Source organism: Streptomyces sp. NPDC007157, from assembly GCF_040634235.1.
Taxonomy (GTDB): Bacteria; Actinomycetota; Actinomycetes; order Streptomycetales; family Streptomycetaceae; genus Streptomyces.
Window position 1 is genome coordinate 423,061 of sequence record NZ_JBEYFE010000002.1, and the last position, 22,090, is coordinate 445,150.

Genomic DNA, 22,090 nt, shown 5'->3' on the forward strand with positions numbered 1-22,090 from the left:
CGGGCGCGGGCGTGGTGCCCCCGCACGGCGAGTCGGGCCCAGGTTCCAGGATTCCAGGGCTACGCGTGGAGGCCGTCGCATGTCTGAGATCCGTACGCCGGCCAGGCCGACCGAAAGGGGGGCCGTGAGGCAGACGATTACGATCAGCTTCGCTTCGTTCAACCGGGCCTGGGCGGCGTGGATCGGGGACAGGCTGGAGCGGCGTGGCGTCCGGGTCGTCTACGTGCGCTGGGATTCCCCGGCGGAGGAGAGCCTGGTGGACCTCCTGCGCGGCCTCACGCTCGCCGAGGGGCGGGTCCTCATCGTGGTGAGCGAGCGTTACTTCCAGCTCGGTCCCCGCACCTACGAGGAGTGGAACGCGGCACTGCGCGAGGTCGTCGTGCCGGACCCCGCCAAGTTCGCCGCCGTCTCCATCACCAGCACCGCCCTCCCCTCCGCCATCGCCGTACTGGCACCGGCCGACCTGACCAACATGGGCCCCGACGAGGCGGAACGGCGGTTGCTGGACCGGCTGGAACTGCCGGCCGAGGGCCACCCGCCGGCCGGCAGCCTGCGCGGTCCCTGGGGCCCCCGCTTCCCCGCCGAGATGCCCGAGGTGTGGGGCGGTGTGCCGCGCCGCAACACCCGTTTCACGGGCCGCGAGCCGGTGCTGAACGAGACGTACCGTCTGCTCCAGAGCAGCGAACCGGGCGCCGGCGTCGTCACGCTGCACGGCATGTCCGGGGCGGGCAAGACCCAGCTGGCCGCCGAGTACGTCTACCGCTTCGGTTCCGAGTACGACGTGGTGTGGTGGGTCAACGCGGGGAGCCGGGTCACCTACCGCCGTCTGCTGGCCGAACTCGCCCCGAAACTCGGGCTGTCGACGGGTGACGAGTACGGTGAGCGGCTCCGCGCGATCCGGGACTCGCTGCGCCGGGGGACCCCCTTCTCCCGCTGGCTGCTGATCCTGGACGGCGCGGACGAGCCGGACCAGATCTGGGACCTGGTCCCGACCGGCCCGGGCCATGTGATCATCACCTCGCGCAACCCCGAGTGGGGGGAGCACAACAGCAAACTGCTCGAAGTGGGCGTCTACGGCCGTGACGAGTCGGTCGCCTTCATCCGGCGCCGTGCACCCCGCCTGACGGAGCAGGAGGCCGACCAACTCGCCGAGTCCCTGGAGGATCTGCCCCTGCTGCTGGACCAGACGGCCGGCTGGCTGAACGACTCCCACCTGTCGGTCGAGGAGTACATCCGGCTTCTGGAGGGCGGCGTCGACCAGGACGTGGTGCGGGTGTCCGCGGACTTCCCCGTGGCCTTCCAGACCGCGTGGTCGATCCTGCTGAACAAACTGCGGGAGACGGTCCCGGAGTCCGTCGACCTGCTGCGCCTGTGCACGTTCTTCGCCCCGGGCTTCATCCCCGTCCGCATACTGCGCGAGACGTCCCAGCACGACGACCTGCCGGAACAGCTGACCGGGCTGCTGAACGACCCGCTCCTGTGGAACAGGGCGGTCAACCAGCTGCGCCAGTACTCCGTGGTCCGTCTGGAGTCCTACGGGAACGGTGCGGACGAGGCGTTGTCGCCCGGTGAGTCGGTGTACCTGCACAGGATGGTGCACCAAGCCGTCGGCAGGGACATGCCGGAGGAGGACCGGCGGGAGTTCATCGACGTGGTACGACGGGCGCTGGCCGAGGCCGACCCCGGCCGCCCGACCGACACCCGATGCTGGGAGACCTACGCGGACCTGGTGCCGCACCTGCAGTACGCCGACGTGCTCAACAGCACGGACCGCAGGGTGCAGACCCTGGTCCTCAACTGCCTGCGCTACATGTACTTCGCGGGTGAGTACACCGCGGGCTGGAAGCTCGGCCGGCGGGCCCTGGACATCTGGCGTGGGCTGCTCGGCGAGTCGCACCCGCGGGTCTGGGACGTGACCTTCCACTACGCCAACCTGCTGCGTGCGGACGGAAGGCTGGAAGAGACGGAGGCCATCGAACGGGCGGCCGCGGACCGGCTGCGGGAGGAGCGGGGCGAACGCGATCTCGACTACCTGCGCGCACTCAACGGACTGGCCGCCGACGCACGCGGCCTCGGCCGTTACGCCGAGGCCCTCGCCCTCGACGAACACCTGTACCCCACCTACCGGGAACTCCTCGGCGAGCAGGACCCGCGCACCCTCAACGCACTGAACAACTGGGGCTTCACCCTGCGGCTGACGGGCCGGTACCGGGAGGCCCTGGACATCGACCAGCGCACCCTGGAACAGCGCCGACTGGTGCTGAGCCACCGCCACCTGTGGACACTCTTCTCCGAGGTGTCGTTCGCGATCGGCCTCCGGCTGCTGGGCCGCTATGGCGAAGCCGAGTCCATCCAGTCCAGGAACGTGCGCGCGTACCGGATCGTCGCGGGCGTGACCCACCAGGACACCCTGCGCGCCGAGCACAACCTGGCCCTGTGTCTGCTGCGCGGCGGGGACCGCGCGGCAGCCGGAAGCCTGCTCACGAGCGTACTGGAGGGTTTCCAGCGCAAACTCGGCGACCAGGATCTCCTGACCCTCTCCGCCGCCATGAGCCACAGCTGCTTCAACCGTGAACACGGTGACATCGACCTGGCCCGCGAGACCAGCGAGTCCGTCCTGGCCCGGTACGAGCAACTGCTCCCGGAGGGGCACCCGTTCATCATCGGTGCCCGTGCCAACCAGGCGCTGGTCCTGCGCAACGTCGGTGAACGCGACCACGCCCACGCACTGATCGAGCAGGCGCTCGCCGACATGGCCGCGGCCGTGGGCGGGGACCACCCCTACACGCTCGGCTGCGCCATCAACGCCTCCGCCCTGCGCAGCCTGATCGGCGAGCCGGAGGCCGCCGCCGAACTGAGCCGGATCGCCGTGGCCCGGGCCACCGAGACCCTCGGCCGCACCCATCCGCTCACCCTCTCCGCCCGGGTCGCCCACGCGGCCGACCTGCGCGGGCTGCACGCCCGTCAGCAGGCGGAGAAGATCGAGCAGGAGGCCCTGGCCGACCTGGAGGCGACCCTGGGCACGCAGCACGTCCACACCGTCTCGGCCCGTGCCCGCTACCGCCCGTACTGGGACTTCGAGCCCCAGGCCAGCTGAGGCGACGCACACGCCGAAGGGCCCGGCCCCCCAGACGGGGGCCGGGCCCTTCGGCGTGATGATCCGGAGGATCCGCGGGCCTATGCCTCGAACACCTCGCGCACCAGCTGCTCCTGCTCCGCCTGGTGCCGCTTCGCGGAACCGACGGCCGGGGAGGAGCTGTGCGGGCGGGAGATGCGGCGCAGGCGTTCGCCGGCCGGGACGTCCGCGCCGACCGCCAGGTCCAGGTGGTCGATCAGGTTGAGGGCGATGAACGGCCAGGCACCCTGGTTCGCCGGCTCCTCCTGGGCCCACAGGTACTTCTCGGCGTTCGGGTACTTGTTGACCTCCGCCTGGAGCTCCGCACCCGGCAGCGGGTACAGGCGCTCGACACGGATGATCGCCGTGTCCGTGACGCCGCGCTTCTGCCGCTCGGCCTCCAGGTCGTAGTAGACCTTGCCGGTGCAGAAGACGACCTTGCGGACCGCGTTCGCCTCGACCGAGGCGTCACCGATGACCGGGCGGAACTGCCCGCTCGTGAACTCCTCCGCCTTCGAGGCCGCCGCCTTGAGGCGCAGCATCGACTTCGGGGTGAAGACGACCAGCGGCTTGTGGTGCGGGTTGTGCACCTGCCACCGCAGGAGGTGGAAGTAGTTCGACGGGAGGGTCGGCATCGCGACCGTCATGTTGTTCTGCGCGCACAGTTGGAGGTAGCGCTCGATCCGGGCCGAGGAGTGGTCCGGGCCCTGGCCCTCGTAGCCGTGCGGGAGCAGCAGCGTGACGCCGGAGGTCTGGCCCCACTTCTGCTCGGCCGCCGAGATGTACTCGTCGATGACGGACTGGGCGCCGTTGGCGAAGTCGCCGAACTGGGCCTCCCACATCACCAGCGCGTCCGGACGGGTGAGCGAGTAGCCGTACTCGAAGCCCATCACCGCGTACTCGGAGAGCAGCGAGTTGTAGACGTTGTAGCGGGCCTGGTCCTCGGACAGGTACAGCAGCGGGGTGTAGTCGGCGCCCGTCTCGCGGTCGATCAGGACCGCGTGGCGCTGGCCGAAGGTGCCGCGCTGGGAGTCCTGGCCGGAGAGCCGGACCGGGGTGCCCTCCATCAGCAGCGAGCCGATGGCGAGGGTCTCGCCCATGCCCCAGTCGATCGTGCCGTCCTCGATCATCGCCGCCCGGCGCTGCAGCTGCGGCAGCAGACGCGGGTGGACGGTGAAGTAGTCCGGGATGTTGACCTGGGACTCGGCGATCCGCTTGAGGACCTCCGTGGAGATGGCCGTCGGGACGGCGACCGGGAAGCCGTCCAGCGGCTCCTGGACGTCCACGGCGGCGGGCTGCGCGGTGGCCTCGCGGACCTCTGTGAAGACCTTCTCCAGCTGGCCCTGGTAGTCCTGCAGGGCCTGCTCGGCCTCCTCCAGGGTGATGTCGCCGCGACCGATCAGGGACTCGGTGTAGAGCTTGCGCACCGAGCGCTTCTTGTCGATCAGGTCGTACATCAGCGGCTGGGTGAAGGCCGGGTTGTCCGACTCGTTGTGACCGCGGCGGCGGTAGCAGATGAGGTCGATCACCACGTCCTTGTTGAACGCCTGACGGAACTCGAAGGCCAGGCGGGCCACGCGGACCACGGCCTCCGGGTCGTCGCCGTTCACGTGGAAGATCGGGGCCTCGATCATGCGGGCCACGTCCGTCGCGTACATGGAGGAGCGCGAGGACTCGGGGGCCGCGGTGAAGCCGACCTGGTTGTTGATGACGACGTGGACCGTGCCGCCGGTGCGGTAGCCCCGCAGCTGCGACATGTTCAGGGTCTCGGCCACCACGCCCTGGCCCGCGAAGGCCGCGTCGCCGTGGATCGCCACCGGCAGCACCGTGAAGTCCGTGCCGCCCTTGTTGATGACGTCCTGCTTGGCGCGGGCGATGCCCTCGATGATCGGGTCGACCGTCTCCAGGTGGGACGGGTTGGCGGCCAGCGAGACCTTGATCTGCTCGCCGTCCAGGCCGGTGAAGGTGCCGTTGGCGCCCAGGTGGTACTTGACGTCGCCGGAGCCGTGCATCGACTTCGGGTCGAGGTTGCCCTCGAACTCGCGGAAGATCTGCGCGTACGACTTGCCGACGATGTTGGCGAGCACGTTCAGCCGGCCGCGGTGGGCCATGCCGATGATGATCTCGTCCAGGCGGGACTCGGCGGCCGAGTCCAGCACCGCGTCGAGCAGCGGGATGACGGACTCGCCGCCCTCCAGGGAGAAGCGCTTCTGGCCGACGTACTTCGTCTGCAGGAAGGTCTCGAAGGCCTCCGCCGCGTTCAGCCGGCGCAGGATCCGCAGCTGCTCCTCGCGCTCCATCTTGGAGTGCGGGCGCTCCACGCGGTCCTGGATCCACTTGCGCTGCTTGGGGTCCTGGATGTGCATGAACTCGATGCCGGTGGTGCGGCAGTACGAGTCGCGCAGCACACCGAGGATGTCGCGCAGCTTCATCATCGACTTGCCGGCGAAGCCGCCGACGGCGAAGTCGCGCTCCAGGTCCCACAGGGTGAGGCCGTGCTCGATGATGTCCAGGTCGGGGTGCTTGCGCTGCTTGTACTCCAGCGGGTCGGTGTCGGCCATGACGTGGCCGCGGACCCGGTAGGAGTGGATCAGCTCGAAGACGCGGGCGGCCTTGGTGACGTCGTCGTCGTGCGAGGCGTCGATGTCCTTGAGCCAGCGGACCGGCTCGTAGGGGATGCGCAGCGCCTCGAAGATGTCGTCGTAGAAGCCGTTCTCGCCGAGGAGGTAGTTGGCGACGACGCGCAGGAACTCGCCGGAGGCGGCGCCCTGGATGACCCGGTGGTCGTAGGTCGACGTGAGCGTCATGACCTTCGAGATGCCGAGCTTGTTCAGGGTGTCCTGGGAGGTGCCCTGGAACTCCGCCGGGTAGTCCATGGAGCCGACGCCCATGATGACCGACTGGCCGGGCATCAGACGCGGCACCGAGTGGACCGTGCCGAGGCCGCCGGGGTTGGTCAGGGAGACCGTGACACCGGAGAAGTCGTCCATCGTCAGCTTGCCGTCGCGGGCGCGGCGGACGATGTCCTCGTAGGCCTGCCAGAACTCGAAGAAGTTCAGCGTCTCGGCCTTCTTGATGCCGGCCACGACGAGCTGGCGGTCGCCGTTGGGCTTCACCAGGTCGATGGCCAGGCCGAAGTTGACGTGCGCGGGCTTGACGAGGGTGGGCTTCCCGTCCTTCTCCGCGTAGTGCCAGTTCATCGACGGCATGGCCTTGATGGCCTGCACCATCGCGAAGCCGATCAGGTGCGTGAAGGAGATCTTCCCGCCCCGGGCGCGCTTCAGGTGGTTGTTGATGACGATCCGGTTGTCGAAGAGCAGCTTCACCGGGACCGCGCGGACCGAGGTGGCCGTCGGCAGCTCCAGCGAGGCGTTCATGTTCTTCGCGACGGCCGCGGCGGGACCACGCAGGGTGACCAGCTCGGGCCCCTCGGGCGCAGCGGCGGCGGGCGCGGCCTTCGCGGCGGCGGCCGGCTTCGCGGCGGCCGGAGCCGGAGCGGCGGCGGGCTTCGCGGGCGCCGGAGCGGGCGCTGCGGCCTGGGGAGCGGCCGGGGCGGCCGGAGCAGCCGGGGCGGGCGCCGCGGGCGCCGGAGCGGCGGGCGCGGGCGTGGTGGGTGCCGGCGCGGCCGGAGCCGCGGCCTGCTGAGCCTGCGGTTGCGCGGGCGTCGTGGTGCCCGCGGCCCCCGCGGCCGCGGTACCCGCCGGAGCCGAGGCGGCAGGCGCTCCCGGCTTGTAGTCGGCGAAGAAGTCCCACCAGGCTCGGTCTACCGAATTCGGGTCCTGGAGGTACTGCTGATAGATCTCGTCGACGAGCCACTCGTTCGGTCCGAACGCGGCTGCGGGATTCTTGCCCGCTTGGTCTGCGTCGGTGGAGATGCTCGAGTTACTGGGGGACTGTGGCGACACGGCGGCAACCGCCCTCTTCCGCTTCACAAGGTGATGGACAGCGGGAATAAAGGCTACGCCTCCAAGACCGCGAAGGTCAGGTCGGGCCGGTTCATCGTCGTGTAAGTCACATCGGAAACTGTGTTTCGGGCCTTGAAATGGCGGGAAACAAGCGTGGTTCCGCTGTGAGAGGACTGAAGCGGGCATGGCTCCGCCGTGCCGGTGATCACCTCGCTCCGGCCCCCGTCGCGACGTGCGCGGAGGCCGCACCTGATCACACGTGTCCGACTGCGCGGTCGTCCGCGGGACCACCGGTGGATCTTGAGGCTCCGCATCGAACTTTACGTCAACTTGGCACGGATCAAAGCCCCGGGAGGGTGACGATAATCCTGCAGCCCCGGTCGGATTCGGCCACGCCGATCCGGCCGCCGTGCAGATCCACCGCCCACCGGGCGATCGCCAGCCCCAGTCCCGTACCGCCGTCGCTGCCGGGCCCGTGCGGCCGTCGTACGGCTCCCCGGTTGAAGCGCTCGAAGACGCGGTGCCACTCCGAGCGCGGAATGCCGGGGCCCTCGTCCAGGACCTCCAGCTCCAGCGACTCCGGCTGCAGGCCGCGCCGGGCCTTCAGGGTCACCCGGCCGTGCGGCGGGCTGTGCTTGACCGCGTTGTCGATGAGGTTCGCCACCACCTGGTGGATGCGCTCCGGGTCGGCGTGCGCGGTCAGCTCCGGCGGGGAGACGTCCAGGTGCAGATGGACGTCCGTCCGGGTGTGACTGCCGGAGTTCGAGGCCAGTCCGCGCGCCCCGGCGACCATGTTGGCCTCCTTGAGCACGCCCGAGAGGTACGGCCACACCTCGAAGCGGCGCTGCCGCAGCGGTACGACGCCGTTGTCCAGGCGGGAGAGGTCCAGCAGGGTCTCCACCAGCCGTCCGAGGCGCTCGGTCTGCTTCAGGGCCGTGCGCATGGTCTCGGTGTCCGGCTCGGCGATCCCGTCGACGACGTTCTCCAGGACGGCCCGCAGGCCCGCGATGGGCGTGCGCAGCTCGTGCGAGACGTTCGCCACCAGCTCCTTGCGCTGGCGGTCCTGGGCCTCCAGCTCGTCGGCCATGACGTTGATCGTCTCGGCCAGGTCGCCCAGCTCGTCCCGGCGGTTCTCCCGCACCCGGCGCGTGTAGTCACCCTGCGAGATGGACCGGGCCACCGCGTTCATGTCGTCCAGCGGCGCGGTGAGCGAATGGGCCACGAACTGCGTTATCAGCAGAGTGGCGATCATCGAGAAGACCGTGATGAAGCGGAGCTCCGTCTTGGTGTGCACCGCGATCATCGACAGACCCGTGGTGATCAGGACCGAGACGACGACCAGGGCGCCGAGCTTGGTCTTGATCGAGAACGGGCGCACGGTGCCCCAGGGCTCGTCCCCGGGGCCTCTCGGTCCGGCCGGCCCGGCGGTCATGGCGTCGGTGTCTCCAGCGCGTAGCCCACACCGTGCACGGTGCGGATCCGTTCGGCGCCGATCTTCCGGCGGAGCGCCTTGATGTGGCTGTCGACCGTGCGGGTGCCGGAGGCGTCCGCCCAGTCCCACACCTCGGCGAGCAGCTGCTCACGGGAGAGCACCGCGCGCGGGGTGTTGGCCAGGCACACCAGCAGGTCGAACTCGGTCGGCGTGAGGTGCACGTCCTCGCTGCGCACCCGCACGCGGCGCTGCGCGTGGTCGATCTCCAGCTCGCCCAGGCGCAGGATGCCGGACCGGGGGGTGGAGGCCGCGACGGCCGCCCGCTCCACCCGGCGCAGCAGGACGTGCACCCGGGCCGCCAGCTCCCGCATGGAGAACGGCTTGGTCATGTAGTCGTCGGCGCCGACCCCGAGGCCGACCAGCATGTCGGTCTCGTCGTCGCGCGCGGTGAGCATCAGCACCGGCACCGGCCGCTGGGCCTGCACGCGACGGCAGACCTCCAGACCGTCGAAGCCGGGCAGCATGATGTCGAGGATCAGCAGGTCGGGCTGCCAGGCCTCGGCGGTGTCGACGGCCGCCGGCCCGTCGCCCGCGGTTTGCACGAGAAATCCCTCGGCGCGCAGGCGGGCCGCGATGGCGTCGACGATCGTGGGGTCGTCCTCGACGACCAGAACCCGGCGCTGGGCGCCCGGAGTAGCCGTCGCCGTGCCGTTGTGGGAGGTGTGTGTCTGCTCCATCGCCCGCCCCTGTGTGCTTTCCGGAACCAGTGGGGTGATCCCATGACTGCGATTGACGCTTGAATGATCCGCGTCAGGGATGCACATTACGGGGACAGGCGGCGCACTCGCTATCCAGGGCGGACGGCAAGGTGAACGACGTCCGGAACGCCCCGGGCAACCGGGATCTCTTCGGTACGCACCTGTTTGAACCCGGCATTCCACAAGGATTCCTCGAATTCGGCAGAGGGCTGCGCGGACCATACGGCGAGTACCCCGCCCGGCCTCAACACCCTTGCGCAGCTTGCGAGTCCGGCCGGTGAGTAGAGGCCCTCGTTGTCCTTGTCGACGGTCCAGCCGGGCCCATTGTCGATGTCCAGGCACAGCGCGTCGAATGTGTCGGAAGTCTCATTGACGTACGCGACGAGATCGTCCTCGACGATCACCGTGCGCGGATCGGCGAACGCGTCCGCGGACAGCGGCGACAGCGGGCCGTCCCGGTGCCAGTCGACGACGGCCGGCTCCCGCTCCACGACCGTGATCCGCCCCCAGCGCGGGTCCCGTGCGGCGTGCGCGAGCGAGAACCCGACGCCGAGCCCGCCGATCAGCACGGCCGGCTCCGCCCGTTGCTCCAGGGCGTCCCGGGCGGCGTCCACGAGCAGCCGCTCCGAGCGGCCGTCGGAGGTGTCCATCAGGAAGCAGCCGTTGGCGATGATCTGCAGCAGCCCGCCGTGTCTGCGCAGGACCACCTCGCCGTACGGCCCCTCACGCCGGTCCAGGACCGCGGGAGGACCGTCGTCCACGGCCATCGTGCCCATGATGTTCGCCATGTCGGCCATCCTGCCCCAACAGGGCGTTGCGGCCACGCGAATTAGGGGCGTCGGACGGGCTCCCGGGGGTCACTCGTTCGAGGGGCCGCCCGGCGCTTCGCGCCCGTCGGGGGCCGCCGGTGACTCATATGGTTCCTCCCTACCCCTCACGGTTCTTCAGAAAATCCTGTGAATCGCTCCCCGCGTGGCCTCGGTCATAGACAGCGACTCGAGGGACGGCGAAGGCTGGTGAGGTGAAACGGAAGGAGCGCCTCACCGTGGAACGGACCGTTGGGGCCGCAACGACGCCCACCCCGGAGCTCGTTCCGGCGACTTCGCCGGGGGCTCTGGCGGCGGGGCCGTTCCCCGCGGCGGAGGTGGCCGTCCTGCTGGACGGTGTGCCCCGCCAGCGCGGCTGGGGTGCGCTCCCCGCCCCGAGGGCTTCCCGTCCCGCCCTCCGGGTGCGGCCCTGGCGCCTTCTCCCCACCCCCACCGGCGCCCCGGTCACCTTCGCCTACACGGCGGTCCTGGCCCTGACCTCGCTCTTCGCCGTCTACGCCGGCCCCGGCCTGCTGCACGCCGTCTACCAGGACTCCAGCACCGACGTCGCCCACCTCCTGCGCACCCCCGTCTTCGTCCTGCTGGCCAGTGCGCTGTGGGTCGCCGGCGGTCTCCTCTCCCCGTACGCCCTCGCCTTCGTGCTGGTCCTGACCGCGCTGGAGCGGCGGATAGGGGGCGCCCGGACGATCCTCGTCTTCCTGACGGGCCATGTCCTGGCCACCCTCGCCACCGAGGTCCCGGTCGGCCTCGCGGTCCTGGTCGGCCACCTCCCCGACAGTTCCCTGCACCGCCTCGACTACGGCATCAGCTTCGGCGTGGCCGCCAGCATCGGCGCCCTCTCCGGCCTGCTCACCCCCTGGCTGCGCTGGCCCCTGCTCGCAGTGGTCGGCTACAGCCTCGTCACCGACCTCATCGCCTTCGAGGACCCGATGACCAACTGGGGCCATCTGATCTCACTGGGCATCGGGACGACTCTCTGGCCGGTGGTCCGGCGCTGGTACCGGGAACAGGCCCGGGCGGGCGCGAGCGGTACGACCACGACCGCTCCGTGACGCAGGGGCGCGGTCCCGGCGCGGCGCCGCGGGCCCCCTGGCCGACTCCGGGATTCCCGGAGCCGCTGCCGGGCCATGGGATCCGGCGTCGGCCGGCTTCCGTGGGGACGGGGCGGCAGTACTCCGTGGACCGCGTCAGTGCGCCGGGGTCCAGACGTACGGGGTCGTGGTCGTCACCGCCCTGAAGCCCAGCCGCTTCAGGATCGGGGCGCTGTCGGCCGAGGCCTCCACGAGGAGGTAGGGCGCGTTCCGGGCGGCCGCCCGGGCCGCCCGCAGGGCCACCAGCGCGCGGTAGATGCCCTTGCCCCGCCACTCGGCGAGCGTGGAGCCGCCCAGCAGCATGGCGAAGTCCGTGCCGGGCCGGAAGGTCACCCAGGCCGCCGACACGACCTCCCCGGCCGCCTCGGCCACGTACACCTCGTTGTCGTCGGGTGCGACCGTGAGCCGGCCCCTCAGGTAGCCGGCGATCCACGCCATGTCCTCGCCCCACACCACCGTCTCCAGCGCGGCGATGCGGTCCAGGTCCGCGTCGGCGGTGACCCGGCGCAGGGCCACCTCAGGGGGAAGCGCCGGGGACCGTACGGCCAGGTCCTCGACCAGGGCGATCACGACCGTCTCCCGCGGCTCGGGCACGAAGCCCGCCGCGCGCAGCCGGCCGGGGAGGTCCGCCGGGTCGTCGTGCCCGCGCGTCTTCCATTCCACCGCCTCCCCGCGGGCCGCGAAGAAGTCCCGTTGCCGGGCGATCAGCGCGTCCAGCTCGGGGCCGCGCACACCGCCCCAGTCGCGCGGCCCGGTCACGAAGCCGCGGTGCTGGCCCACGACCCGGAGCACGGGGCCGTCGTGGTGGTAGGTGATCCCGGGCGCGGGGGCGGGCTGGACGGCGCGCATCTGGGCGTCGTAGGCGGCCAGCAGGGCCGCGTCGGTGTCGGTGTCGGTCATCGGCCGACCGTAGGGGGAATGCACCCGTGCCGGTCCACTGTTTTTCCTTCACAGGTGCCATACCGCGAGGTCACCACCCGATCGCTCAGAGCGAACGCACCCCCGGGAACATTCAATGGCTCACATGCATTGAGTCGGCATAACTCAAGTTCAATGCCGAAGGGGAGATCATGGCTTCGACGTCCGCATCACTCACCCTCCCTGTGCTGCCCCTCGACGGCGAGGTCGTGCTGCCCGGGATGGTGGTCCCGCTGGACCTCAAGGACCCCGATGTACGTGCGGCCGTGGAGGCCGCCCAGGCCGCCGCCCGTACCGAGCCCGGCAAGCCCAAGGTGCTGCTGGTGCCGCGTATCGACGGGACCTACCCGAGCACCGGTGTGCTCGGCACCGTGGAGCAGGTCGGCCGGCTGGCCGACGGTGACCCCGGCGCGCTGATCCGCGGCCGTTACCGCGTCCGCATCGGCGCCGGCACCACCGGCCCGGGTGCCGCCCTGTGGGTGGAGGGCACCCGTGTCGAGGAGAACGTCCCGGAACCGGTGCCCGGTCATGTCACCGAACTGGTCAAGGAGTACAAGGCCCTCGCCACCGCCTGGCTGCGCAAGCGCGGCGCCTGGCAGGTCGTGGACCGGGTGCAGGCCATCGACGAGGTGTCCCAGCTCGCCGACAACTCCGGTTACTCGCCCTTCCTGACCACCGAGCAGAAGGTCGAGCTGCTGGAGACCGTCGACCCGGTCGCCCGTCTCAAGCTCGCCACCCAGCAGCTCCGCGACCACCTCGCCGAGCAGGACGTGGCCGAGACGATCGCCAAGGACGTCCAGGAGGGTGTCGACAAGCAGCAGCGCGAGTTCCTGCTCCGCCGCCAGCTCGAAGCCGTCCGCAAGGAACTGCGCGAGCTGAACGGCGACTCCGCGAAGGACGGCGAGGAGTCCGACGACTACCGCGCCCGCGTGGAGGCCGCCGACCTGCCGGAGAAGGTCCGCGAGGCGGCCCTCAAGGAGGTCGACAAGCTGGAGCGGTCCAGCGACCAGTCGCCCGAGGGCTCGTGGATCCGCACCTGGCTGGACACGGTGCTGGAACTGCCGTGGAACGAGCGCACCGAGGACGAGTACGACATCCAGGGCGCCAAGGCGGTCCTGGACGCCGAGCACGCCGGCCTGGAGGACGTGAAGGAGCGGATCACCGAGTACCTGGCGGTGCGCAAGCGCCGCAGCGACCGGGGGCTCGGGGTGATCGGCGGCCGCCGTGGCGGTGCCGTGCTGGCGCTGGTCGGGCCGCCCGGTGTCGGCAAGACCTCGCTCGGTGAGTCCGTCGCCCACGCCATGGGGCGGAAGTTCGTCCGGGTCGCCCTCGGCGGTGTCCGGGACGAGGCCGAGATCCGCGGTCACCGGCGTACGTACGTCGGTGCGCTGCCCGGCCGGATCGTGCGGGCCGTCAAGGAGGCCGGTTCGATGAACCCGGTCGTCCTGCTCGACGAGATCGACAAGGTGGGGTCCGACTTCCGGGGCGACCCGGCGGCCGCTCTGCTCGAAGTCCTCGACCCGGCGCAGAACCACACCTTCCGCGACCACTACCTGGAAGTCGAACTCGACCTGTCCGACGTCGTCTTCCTGGCCACCGCCAACGTCCTGGAGGCCATCCCGGAGGCCCTGCTCGACCGTATGGAGCTGGTCCGCCTGGACGGCTACACCGAGGACGAGAAGGTCGTCATCGCCCGTGACCACCTGCTCCCGCGCCAGCTGGAGCGGGCCGGGCTCGCCAAGGACGAGGTGATCCTCGACGAGAGCGCGCTGCGCAAGCTCGCCGGCGAGTACACCCGGGAGGCGGGCGTCCGCACCCTGGAGCGGTCGATCGCCCGGCTGCTGCGCAAGGTCGCGGCCCAGCACGAACTGGGTGAGCGGGAGCTGCCGTTCACGATCAGGGACGAGGACCTGCGCGCCCTGATCGGCCGGCCGCACCACGTGCCCGAGTCCGCCCAGGACCCGGCCGAGCGCCGTACGGCGGTCCCGGGTGTGGCGACCGGGCTCGCGGTCACCGGAGCGGGCGGCGACGTCCTCTTCGTGGAGGCGTCCCTGGCCGACCCGGAGACGGGCGCGGCGGGTCTGACCCTGACCGGTCAGCTGGGTGACGTGATGAAGGAGAGCGCGCAGATCGCCCTGTCCTTCCTCCGCTCGCACGGCGCCGAACTGGAACTCCCGGTCGGCGACCTGAAGGAGCGGGGCGTGCACATCCACTTCCCGGCGGGCGCGGTCCCGAAGGACGGCCCGAGCGCCGGCGTCACCATGACGACGGCCCTCGCGTCCCTCCTGTCCGGGCAGCTGGTCCGCACGGACGTGGCGATGACCGGTGAGGTCTCGCTGACCGGCCGGGTGCTGCCCATCGGCGGCGTGAAGCAGAAGCTGCTCGCCGCGCAGCGCGCCGGGGTGAAGACCGTCATCATCCCGAAGCGCAACGAAGCCGACCTGGACGACGTCCCGGCCGAGGTGCTGGACAAGCTCGACGTCCACGCCGTGACCGACGTCCGACAGGTCCTGGAGCTGGCGCTTGCGCCCGCCACGAACGGCGCGACGCCGGAGGTTCCGGTAGCGGCGTGACGGACGCTGCCGGATGAAGAAGGCCCGGGTCCCCGCGAGGAGGCCCGGGCCTTCGCGCCGTGCGGTGTCAGCCGTTGGCGAGTGCGATCACCCGGTCAATGGCCCCGTTGAACTTGTCGTGGTCTCCGACGGTCGGACCGGACGACGTGTACTGCCACGCCGTGTAGTACGACCAGCCGGCCGGCAGGGTGCCCACGTCCGAGGCGTACCGGGCGACCCACAGCGGGTTGGCTGCGGCGAAGCCGCTGTAGTTGCCGGTGCAGTCGGTCCACCAGCTGGTCGCCGTGTAGATCACGGCGTTCCGGCCGGTGCGGGCCTTGTAGGTGTTGAGGAAGTCGGTGATCCAGCCGACCATCGCGCTCGCGGACTTGCCGTAGCACGCGGCGCCGTACGGGTTCCACTCGATGTCGAGGACGCCGGGGAGGGTCCGGCCGTCCTTGGACCAGCCGCCGCCGTGGTCGACGAAGTAGTTGGCCTGGGCGGCGCCGCTCGTGGTGTCCGGGGTCGCGAAGTGGTACGCGCCGCGGATCATGCCCACGTCGTAGGAGCCGTTGTACTGCTGGGTGAAGTAGGGGTTCGTGTAGTACGTGCCTTCGGTCGCCTTGGTGTACGCCCATTTGACCCCGCTGCCCAGCAGGGTCGACCAGGCGACGTTGCCCTGGTAGCCGGCGACGTCGACGCCCTCGGTCTGGGTGGCGTCGCCGCTCTTGGGCGTACCGCTCTGGCCGTCGTGGGCCAGGACGCCCATGCCCATGTACGCCGAACCGCGGGCGGGGGCCGCCGTGTCGGCGTGGGCCGGGGGCAGGGAGACCGTCGCGAACAGCAGCGCGAGCAGTCCGGTGAGGACGGTGGGTGCGGGTCTGTGCACGGGCATGACGTGCCTCCGTGGGGTGAGGTGGGGGTCCCAGATATGCCAGAGACGGTCGGCGCGAGAGGCGCGACACGACGCGGGGTCACACGGCGCGACGCCAACCGGTGGCGTGGGCATGCCATCGATTGCCTGATGGAGACGCTACGCACGTAGAAGACGCCGGGGAAGGGGGTCCGGAGGCTGCCGTTGGTCTACGCCTGCGGAATACTTGGCGAGCTGCGGCGATGACGGGGTTTGACGGAAACTTTCAGGACTGCGAAACCGATCAGGGGTGCTGACGTGCACGAGGACGACAAGGGCGACGAACAGCGCGCCGCCACCGGGTTGACACCAAGTGGCGCGGACCAGGAATTCCTGACCCTGGAACGCGAGTTGACGGTGCTGCTGCGGCGCGCTCGGGCCAACCAGGGGGAGATGGCCCGGGAGGTCCACCCCGACCTGGAGTCCGCCGCCTACGGCCTGCTGGTCCGGCTCGACGAGTGCGGCGGCCAGCGCGCCACCGAACTGGCCGCATACATCGGCGTCGGCAAGGCCACCATGTCCCGCCAGCTGCGGGCCCTGGAGGAGCTCGGGCTGATCGCCCGCGAGCCCGACCCGGCCGACGGACGGGCCTGGCTGGTCGCCCTCACCGACGAGGGCCGGCGCCGGGTCGGCACGGTCCGCGAGGCCCGCCGCGGCCGTTACGTCAGCCAGCTCGCCCACTGGCCGCGCCCGGAGGTCGCCGAACTGGCCCGACTGCTGCACCAGCTGAACGGCGTGATGGAGAAGTAGCCGCCGGCGGCCGCAGGGCTCGTCGGGGGGCTTCGGAACGCGCGGGGGCTTCAGAACTCGACGTACACCGCCGTCGCGTCGTCGTGCGTCTTGCTCCGCCGCAGGAAGGCCCGCTTCTCCCGGTCGGACGCCTCCAGCTCCCGTACCCGGTCGACCAGCGCCCGCGCGCCCTCTTTGCGTACGACGTCGAAGAGGGCCGTCCAGTCGCCCTCGTGGAACTTCTCCGTCCAGCGGGTCGCCCCGTCCGTGAGGGCGGCGAGCGCGCCGACCCGGTCCCGGGGCACGCTCCCGGCCACCGCACGGGCCGCGACCGAGGGGTCGGCGGCGGCCGTGAAGAAGCCCCCCTCCTTGTTGCGGACCGTGGCGTCGGCGATCGCGTCCGAGGCCAGCGAGGAGCGGGGGACGCGGTCGAGCCGGTCGTCCAGGACCGGGGTGACCCGGCCGTCGGGGGAGCGCAGGAGCAGCGCGGAGTCGGACAGGACGAGGTACTCCAGGGTCTCCTCGGACCAGCGGGTCAGGACGACCGTCGCCTGAGGCGTGCGCGGGTGAGAAAGGTCACAGGTGTCACCATGTGCGTCGGCTGTGCGCCGGATCGCCCGCGCGAGGATCTCCCGCAGCGTCAGATCTCCTGCCGAAACGGTCAGTTCGGTCAGCGCGCCGCCGAGCCGCGCGGTGAACCAGGGGACGGAATGCAGACAGCCGGTTCCGTCCTCGGGCGGAGTGACCCCGTCCAGGACGATCACACAACCCCCCTGCCCCGAGGCGGGAAGTCCGACACCGGCGAAGTCCTCGTTGGGGCGGTCGGGAGCGCCGGGTTCCGAAACGAGTTCAGTTCGCATCCGGCCAGTCTGCACGACCCCTTCACGATCTCCGCCAAAGGCTGGCAACCGCCTGGGAATTCACGCGGTCTCGCAGGTCAGTCGCCTGTTTTGGGCTGGAATGGAGCACTCCGGGAAGGCGTGGCGGCGAATCCTGTCAAAGCCTGTCGCCCGCGTCCAACCGGCCCGCCGGAACAGGGCTCCGCACACCCCGCCGGAACTTGCCCGCCAACTCCCCTCCGATGTTCACTCCTTCGGGTGGCGGGTCAGGTGATGCCAGACCACCGCCCACCGGCGCTGGGAGGGTCGGGGACCTACATAACGGGTGCACGTACCGGGTACACGCACCACTTGGCACCGAAATGCCGGGGATTATGACGGGGTGCCACCCGGCTCCTTGGGTACACGAGTTCAGGAATGCGAGCACCGGTGCAGAAGACGCGGCCTCGGCGCACAGGCAAGAAGACGGCCTCCGAAACGGGCGCCGCCGCTCCCGTCGGCACCGGCCGCCGCAAGCATGTCCGCACGCGGCTGATCGTGGCCGTGGCGGTGGTCGCCGCGGCGATCGCGGGGGCCGGCGCGCCCGCCCTGCTGACCGCCTCCGGTCAGCTGAGCGACTCCCAGGACCTGGTGACCCTCGCCGGGCGCACCCAGGACGCGCTGGCGCTGGCCAACTCGCTCGCCGACGAGCGCGACGAGGTCACCTCCTACGTCGCCGCGGGCCGCCCCAAGTCCAAGGCGCCCTCGCAGGACCGCGGCGCCCGGGTCGACCGCCAGGTCGAGGACCTGCGTGCGGACACCGACATCCCGGGCTGGCTGCGCACCGACCTCGACGGCATCGCGGCCGTCCGCCGGTCCGCGCTCACCGGCCGGAGCACGGCTCTGCAGGCGCACGAGACGTACTCCCGGACCATCACCGAGCTCCACCGGCTCGCCGAGCAACTGGCCGAGCAGACACCCCCGAGGGCCGGCTCCGGCGCCTACGCGCTCGCCGAGCTGGACTCCGCGGTCCAGCAGTCCGCGGCCGCCCGGGGTCTCCTCCTCGCCGCCCTGGACATCCCCAGCACCACCCGGACCACCATCGACCCGCTCACCGGTCTGCCCACCACGAGCACCACCACCTCCGACGCCGACCGCAAGCAGCGCGACGCGCTCACCGCCGCCGCCCAGCAGGCCAGGCTGCGCGCCGACGCGGCCCTCGCCGACTTCCGCGACACCGCGCCCGAGGCGGCGGTCGAGTCGTACGACTCCACGGTCACCGGCAACGACGTCAACGACGCCGACAAGTACCTGGCCGCCCTCACCGACCAGCCGACCCTCTCCGACGGCGACCTCGCCACCGGCACCAAGAAGCTGGACGCGGCGCTGTCCGCCCGGGTCGACCTGATGCGGGGCGCCGAGTCCGCCCTCTACGACCACCGCACCAAGGACCTCGCGGGGCTCCGCGACGACGACGTCACCGCGCTGGAGATCCGGGTCGCGGCGCTGGGCGCCCTGATGCTGGTGGCGGTCGGCATCGCCACGGCCATGGCCCGCACCCTCACCCGCCCCCTCTCGGTGCTCCGCCGGGGCTCGGCGCGGCTGGCCGAGGCCGAGGACCCGCGCACCGCGGAACCGATCACGTTCACGGGCCGCAACGACGAGTTCGCCCAGGTCGTCCGCTCGGTCAACGCCCTGCACGCACACGCCGCCGAGCTGTACGACCGCATCGCCACCCTGGAGACCGACCGCAAGCACCTGGTCGGCCAGCGGCAGAAGATGGCCGACGCCCGCGAGGAACTGCGCGCCGAACTGACCGACGCCGGCGATCAGCTGGAGCGGCTGCGCACCAGCATCGGCGGCACCTTCGTCAACCTCGCGCTGCGCACCCTCGGCCTCGTCGAGCGGCAGCTCGCCGTCATCGAGGGCCTGGAGGAGCGCGAGCAGGACCCGGACCGCCTGGCCACCCTCTTCAAGCTCGACCACTTCGCCACGGTCATGCGCCGGCACAGCGAGAACCTCCTGGTCCTGGCCGGCACCGAGCACGTCCAGCAGCACGCGGGCCCGATCCCGCTGGTGGACGTCGTCCGGGCGGCGGTCAGCGAGATCGAGCGCTACGAGCGGGTCCGTATCTCGGCCCTGCCCCCGCACGCGCACGTGGCCGGCTTCGCCGCCGACGACCTCAGCCACCTGCTCGCCGAACTCATGGAGAACGCCACCTCGTTCTCGCCGCCCGACGTGCCCGTGGAGATCTCCGGCTGGCTGCTGGAGAGCGGCGAGGTCATGCTCTCCGTGCAGGACGAGGGCATCGGTATGACCGCCGACCGCATGGTCCGCCTCAACGGCCGTCTCGCCGACTTCGACCCCGAGGCGCCGTACGACCAGGAGGGCGAGGCCGGTCTCGGCCTCGGTCTGTACGTCGTGGCCCGCCTGGCCCACCGGCACGGTGTCCGGGTGCAGCTGCGCGAGCAGAAGCAGGGCGGGGTGGCGGTGGTCGTGGTCCTGCCCCAGACCCTGCTGGCCGCGGCCCCCGCGACTGCGGTCCCCTCGGCCGCCACGGCCGCCGGGGGCACCCACGGCTTCTCCCTCCCCGGCGCGGACGCGGAGGTCAACTCCAACGTCCTCCACGGCCGCTCGAAGTCCGGCGACCCCCTGGTCACGCTGGCCGAGCAGGCCGTACGGAAGGCGGACGAACAGCCCGCCCACGAACAGGCGGCCGTGCCGAGGGCGACCGCCCCCGAACCGACGGCCCGCCCGAAGGCACCGGCGGAGACCTTCGCCGAGACGACGATGGAACTCCTGGTCTCGGACCCCACGGAGCCACCGACCGCGACACCCGGACAGCCGCCCCGAGCCACCACCGAGGAGCAGGCGTACCCCGCCGCCCCTGCCGAGCAGGCGTACCCCGCCGTTGGCGCCGGGGATCGGACGTACCCCGCCGCCCCTGCCGAGCAGGCGTACCCCGCCGCCGGCGCCGGGGACCGGACGTACCCCGCTGCCGCCGCCGCAGAGCAGGCGCACCCCGCTGACGCCGAGGGGTTCACACGGCCGCGGTCCGCAGCCGCCGACGGTGAGCGGGCCCCGCTGGGGTCACCCGCGGTCGGCCACGAAAGCCGCACGGACGGTGCGGGTGGCAACGGCGGCTTCGGCGAGGCCCACACGGGCGGTGCCGTCGGGGACGACGGCGTCGACGACGGGGACCCGGTCACCAGCAAGGGCCTCCCCAAGCGCACCCCCAAGATCACCGCCCAAGCCCCGGCCCCCCGCCAGCGCGGCACCGGCGTCGACGCCGACGCCCTGCGCCGCAGGCTCGGCGGCTTCCGCAGCGGCGCCGACGCCGGCCGCCGTGACGTCGCGGCGGAGATCGCCGAGCAGACCGGTCAGAACCAGGTGCCGAGCACCACATCAGCGGTACCCGGATCAGCCGCATCCGGTGAAGCCACGGGGGGCACAGTCGAGGAGGCAAGCAGTTGACCGCGCCCAGTACCTTCGGACTGAGCAGTGAGGCCCGTAACCTGCACTGGCTGCTGAGCAACCTCGTGGAGGAGGTGTCCGGCATCCAGTCGGTCGCCGTGGTCTCCTCGGACGGCCTGCTCCTGCTCTCTTCGGACCCCGGCCGCAACGAGGAGGCCCGGGAGGCCCGCACGGCCACCCGCGCCGGCCCGCGCGGCTCCGCCGCCGACCTCGCCACCATCGTCTCCGGCATCGGCAGCCTGACCGTCGGCGCCGCCCGGCTGATGGACTTCGGCGGGGTCAAGCACACGATGGTCGCGATGGACGAGGGCAGCCTCTTCGTGATGTCGATCAGCGACGGCTCGCTGCTCGGTGTACACGGCTCCGCGGAGTGCGACATGAGTGTCGTGGCGTACCACATGGCGCTGTTCGTCGGCCGCGCCGGTCACGTCCTGACCCCCGAGCTCCGCAGCGAACTGAGGAAATCCCTGGAGGCAGACGCGACGAGGAGCGGCCAGTGAGCAACGCGCCGAAGAACCGCAGGCAGAACCTCCCGGTGCGCGGCGGCGACCGCAAACCCGCCCGCGTCCGCCCCTACTCGCTCACCGGCGGCCGTACCCGCTTCGGTCACGTCCTCCTCGTGGAGACGTTCGTGGCCGCGCTGGAGGCTCCGGAGGAGCGCAAGGAACTGACGAATGGTTCCCTCAACACCCGGGTGATGCCGGAGATGCGGGCCATCGTCGAACTGTGCCGCCGGATGCGCACGGTGGCAGAGATCGCCGCGCTGCTGAAGATGCCGCTCGGTGTGGTCCGGGTCCTGCTCAGTGACCTCGCGGACCAGGGAAAGATCCGTGTGTACGGAACGGGGACCGGTCACGGCGCGGGCCGCCCGGACCGCGCTCTGCTGGAAAGGGTGCTGAGTGGACTACGCCGTCTCTGACGCCTCCGGCGTCGCCCCGCTCCTCGACGGGGAGGAGCAAGTGCGGTCCTGGCAGACGGACCGCGGCCGGGCTCCCGTCGCCACGAAGATAGTCGTGGCGGGCGGTTTCGGTGTCGGCAAGACCACGCTGGTCACCGCCGTCTCGGAGATCACGCCTCTGCAGACCGAGGCGCTGATGACCGAGGCGAGCGAGGAGACCGACGACCTCACCGCCACGCCCGGCAAGCTCACCACCACGGTGGCCATGGACTTCGGCCGCATCACCCTCGACGACGACCTGGTGCTCTACCTGTTCGGCACGCCGGGCCAGCAGCGGTTCTGGTTCATGTGGGACGACCTGGTGCGGGGCGCGATCGGGGCCGTCGTGCTCGCGGACACCCGGCGCCTGAAGGACTGCTTCCCGGCGCTGGACTACTTCGAGAGCTGCGGGCTGCCGTACGTCGTCGCGGTCAACCACTTCGACGGCAGCGAGCGCTTCGAACCCGAGGACGTGCGGGAGGCATTGACGATCCCGCCGCGCATACCTGTAATGATCATGGACGCCCGCCGTCGTGTCCCGGTGATCGAGACGCTGTTGTCCCTGGTCGCCCACGCGCTGGACGAAACCCCCGAGTAGCCCCCGAGTAGCCCTCGAGTAGC

15 protein-coding genes are annotated in these 22,090 nt (G+C 71.2%); 8 read left to right on the plus strand and 7 right to left on the minus strand.

Features of this window, described 5'->3' with window-relative positions:
- The first annotated feature begins 79 nt into the window (after positions 1–79).
- Positions 80–3,097: an FxSxx-COOH system tetratricopeptide repeat protein gene (gene fxsT, locus ABZ642_RS04850; RefSeq protein WP_360477101.1), complete on the plus strand. Its 3,018-nt coding sequence runs from the start codon at positions 80–82 to the stop codon at positions 3,095–3,097.
- Positions 3,098–3,177: 80 nt separating this feature from the next.
- On the opposite strand, the gene ABZ642_RS04855 is transcribed toward fxsT, so the two are convergent.
- From ABZ642_RS04855 to ABZ642_RS04870, 4 genes are all read right to left on the minus strand, one after another.
- Complete coding sequence (locus ABZ642_RS04855) at positions 3,178–7,020, minus strand: multifunctional oxoglutarate decarboxylase/oxoglutarate dehydrogenase thiamine pyrophosphate-binding subunit/dihydrolipoyllysine-residue succinyltransferase subunit (RefSeq protein ID WP_360477104.1); 3,843 nt, start codon at positions 7,018–7,020, stop codon at positions 3,178–3,180.
- A 340-nt stretch (positions 7,021–7,360) separates the two neighbouring features.
- Positions 7,361–8,452, minus strand: coding sequence for a HAMP domain-containing sensor histidine kinase (locus ABZ642_RS04860; protein WP_360477107.1), 1,092 nt, complete (start codon positions 8,450–8,452; stop codon positions 7,361–7,363).
- Positions 8,449–9,189 carry a response regulator transcription factor gene (locus ABZ642_RS04865; RefSeq protein WP_351747300.1) on the minus strand — a complete coding sequence of 247 codons (741 nt, stop codon included), beginning with the start codon at positions 9,187–9,189 and terminating at the stop codon, positions 8,449–8,451. The genes ABZ642_RS04860 and ABZ642_RS04865 overlap by 4 nt, the downstream gene beginning before the upstream one ends.
- A gap of 110 nt (positions 9,190–9,299) precedes the next feature.
- Positions 9,300–9,998, minus strand: coding sequence for a spermidine synthase (locus tag ABZ642_RS04870; RefSeq protein ID WP_360477111.1), 699 nt, complete (start codon positions 9,996–9,998; stop codon positions 9,300–9,302).
- A gap of 257 nt (positions 9,999–10,255) precedes the next feature.
- On the opposite strand from ABZ642_RS04870, the gene ABZ642_RS04875 reads away from it, so the two are divergent.
- Entirely contained in the window at positions 10,256–11,089 is an 834-nt protein-coding gene (locus ABZ642_RS04875) for a rhomboid-like protein (RefSeq protein WP_360477114.1), read from the plus strand.
- A 135-nt stretch (positions 11,090–11,224) separates the two neighbouring features.
- On the opposite strand, the gene ABZ642_RS04880 is transcribed toward ABZ642_RS04875, so the two are convergent.
- Entirely contained in the window at positions 11,225–12,028 is an 804-nt protein-coding gene (locus ABZ642_RS04880) for a GNAT family N-acetyltransferase (protein ID WP_360477117.1), read from the minus strand.
- Between the two features lie 170 nt (positions 12,029–12,198).
- Between ABZ642_RS04880 and lon the strand changes: the two genes are divergently transcribed.
- A complete protein-coding gene (gene lon / locus ABZ642_RS04885; protein ID WP_360477120.1) occupies positions 12,199–14,619 on the plus strand; it encodes an endopeptidase La in 2,421 nt (806 codons plus the stop codon).
- Between the two features lie 67 nt (positions 14,620–14,686).
- Here the strand turns inward: lon and ABZ642_RS04890 are convergent, their stop codons facing one another.
- Positions 14,687–15,493 carry a lysozyme gene (locus ABZ642_RS04890; RefSeq protein WP_360477123.1) on the minus strand — a complete coding sequence of 269 codons (807 nt, stop codon included), beginning with the start codon at positions 15,491–15,493 and terminating at the stop codon, positions 14,687–14,689.
- A gap of 276 nt (positions 15,494–15,769) precedes the next feature.
- Here ABZ642_RS04890 and ABZ642_RS04895 point away from each other — a divergent pair, with 276 nt between their 5' ends.
- The gene (locus tag ABZ642_RS04895; protein ID WP_360477126.1) at positions 15,770–16,261 is read left to right on the plus strand and encodes a MarR family transcriptional regulator; all 492 of its coding nucleotides are present in this window, start codon (positions 15,770–15,772) and stop codon (positions 16,259–16,261) included.
- A 50-nt stretch (positions 16,262–16,311) separates the two neighbouring features.
- Here the strand turns inward: ABZ642_RS04895 and ABZ642_RS04900 are convergent, their stop codons facing one another.
- Positions 16,312–17,100 carry a hypothetical protein gene (locus ABZ642_RS04900; protein ID WP_360477129.1) on the minus strand — a complete coding sequence of 263 codons (789 nt, stop codon included), beginning with the start codon at positions 17,098–17,100 and terminating at the stop codon, positions 16,312–16,314.
- Positions 17,101–17,508: 408 nt separating this feature from the next.
- Between ABZ642_RS04900 and ABZ642_RS04905 the strand changes: the two genes are divergently transcribed.
- Genes ABZ642_RS04905 through ABZ642_RS04920 form a run of 4 tightly spaced genes read left to right on the plus strand, consistent with a single transcriptional unit; the run spans position 17,509 to position 22,067 of the window.
- A complete protein-coding gene (locus ABZ642_RS04905) occupies positions 17,509–20,532 on the plus strand; it encodes a nitrate- and nitrite sensing domain-containing protein (protein ID WP_360477132.1) in 3,024 nt (1,007 codons plus the stop codon).
- On the plus strand, positions 20,529–21,032 hold the full coding sequence (locus tag ABZ642_RS04910) for a roadblock/LC7 domain-containing protein (RefSeq protein WP_360477135.1): 504 nt from the start codon (positions 20,529–20,531) through the stop codon (positions 21,030–21,032). The genes ABZ642_RS04905 and ABZ642_RS04910 overlap by 4 nt, the downstream gene beginning before the upstream one ends.
- Positions 21,029–21,451 (plus strand): DUF742 domain-containing protein, encoded by a 423-nt coding sequence (locus tag ABZ642_RS04915; RefSeq protein WP_217561068.1) that lies wholly within the window; start codon positions 21,029–21,031, stop codon positions 21,449–21,451. Before ABZ642_RS04910 ends, ABZ642_RS04915 begins: the two co-directional genes overlap by 4 nt.
- A complete protein-coding gene (locus tag ABZ642_RS04920) occupies positions 21,432–22,067 on the plus strand; it encodes an ATP/GTP-binding protein (protein WP_360477139.1) in 636 nt (211 codons plus the stop codon). The genes ABZ642_RS04915 and ABZ642_RS04920 overlap by 20 nt, the downstream gene beginning before the upstream one ends.
- Positions 22,068–22,090 lie beyond the last annotated feature (23 nt).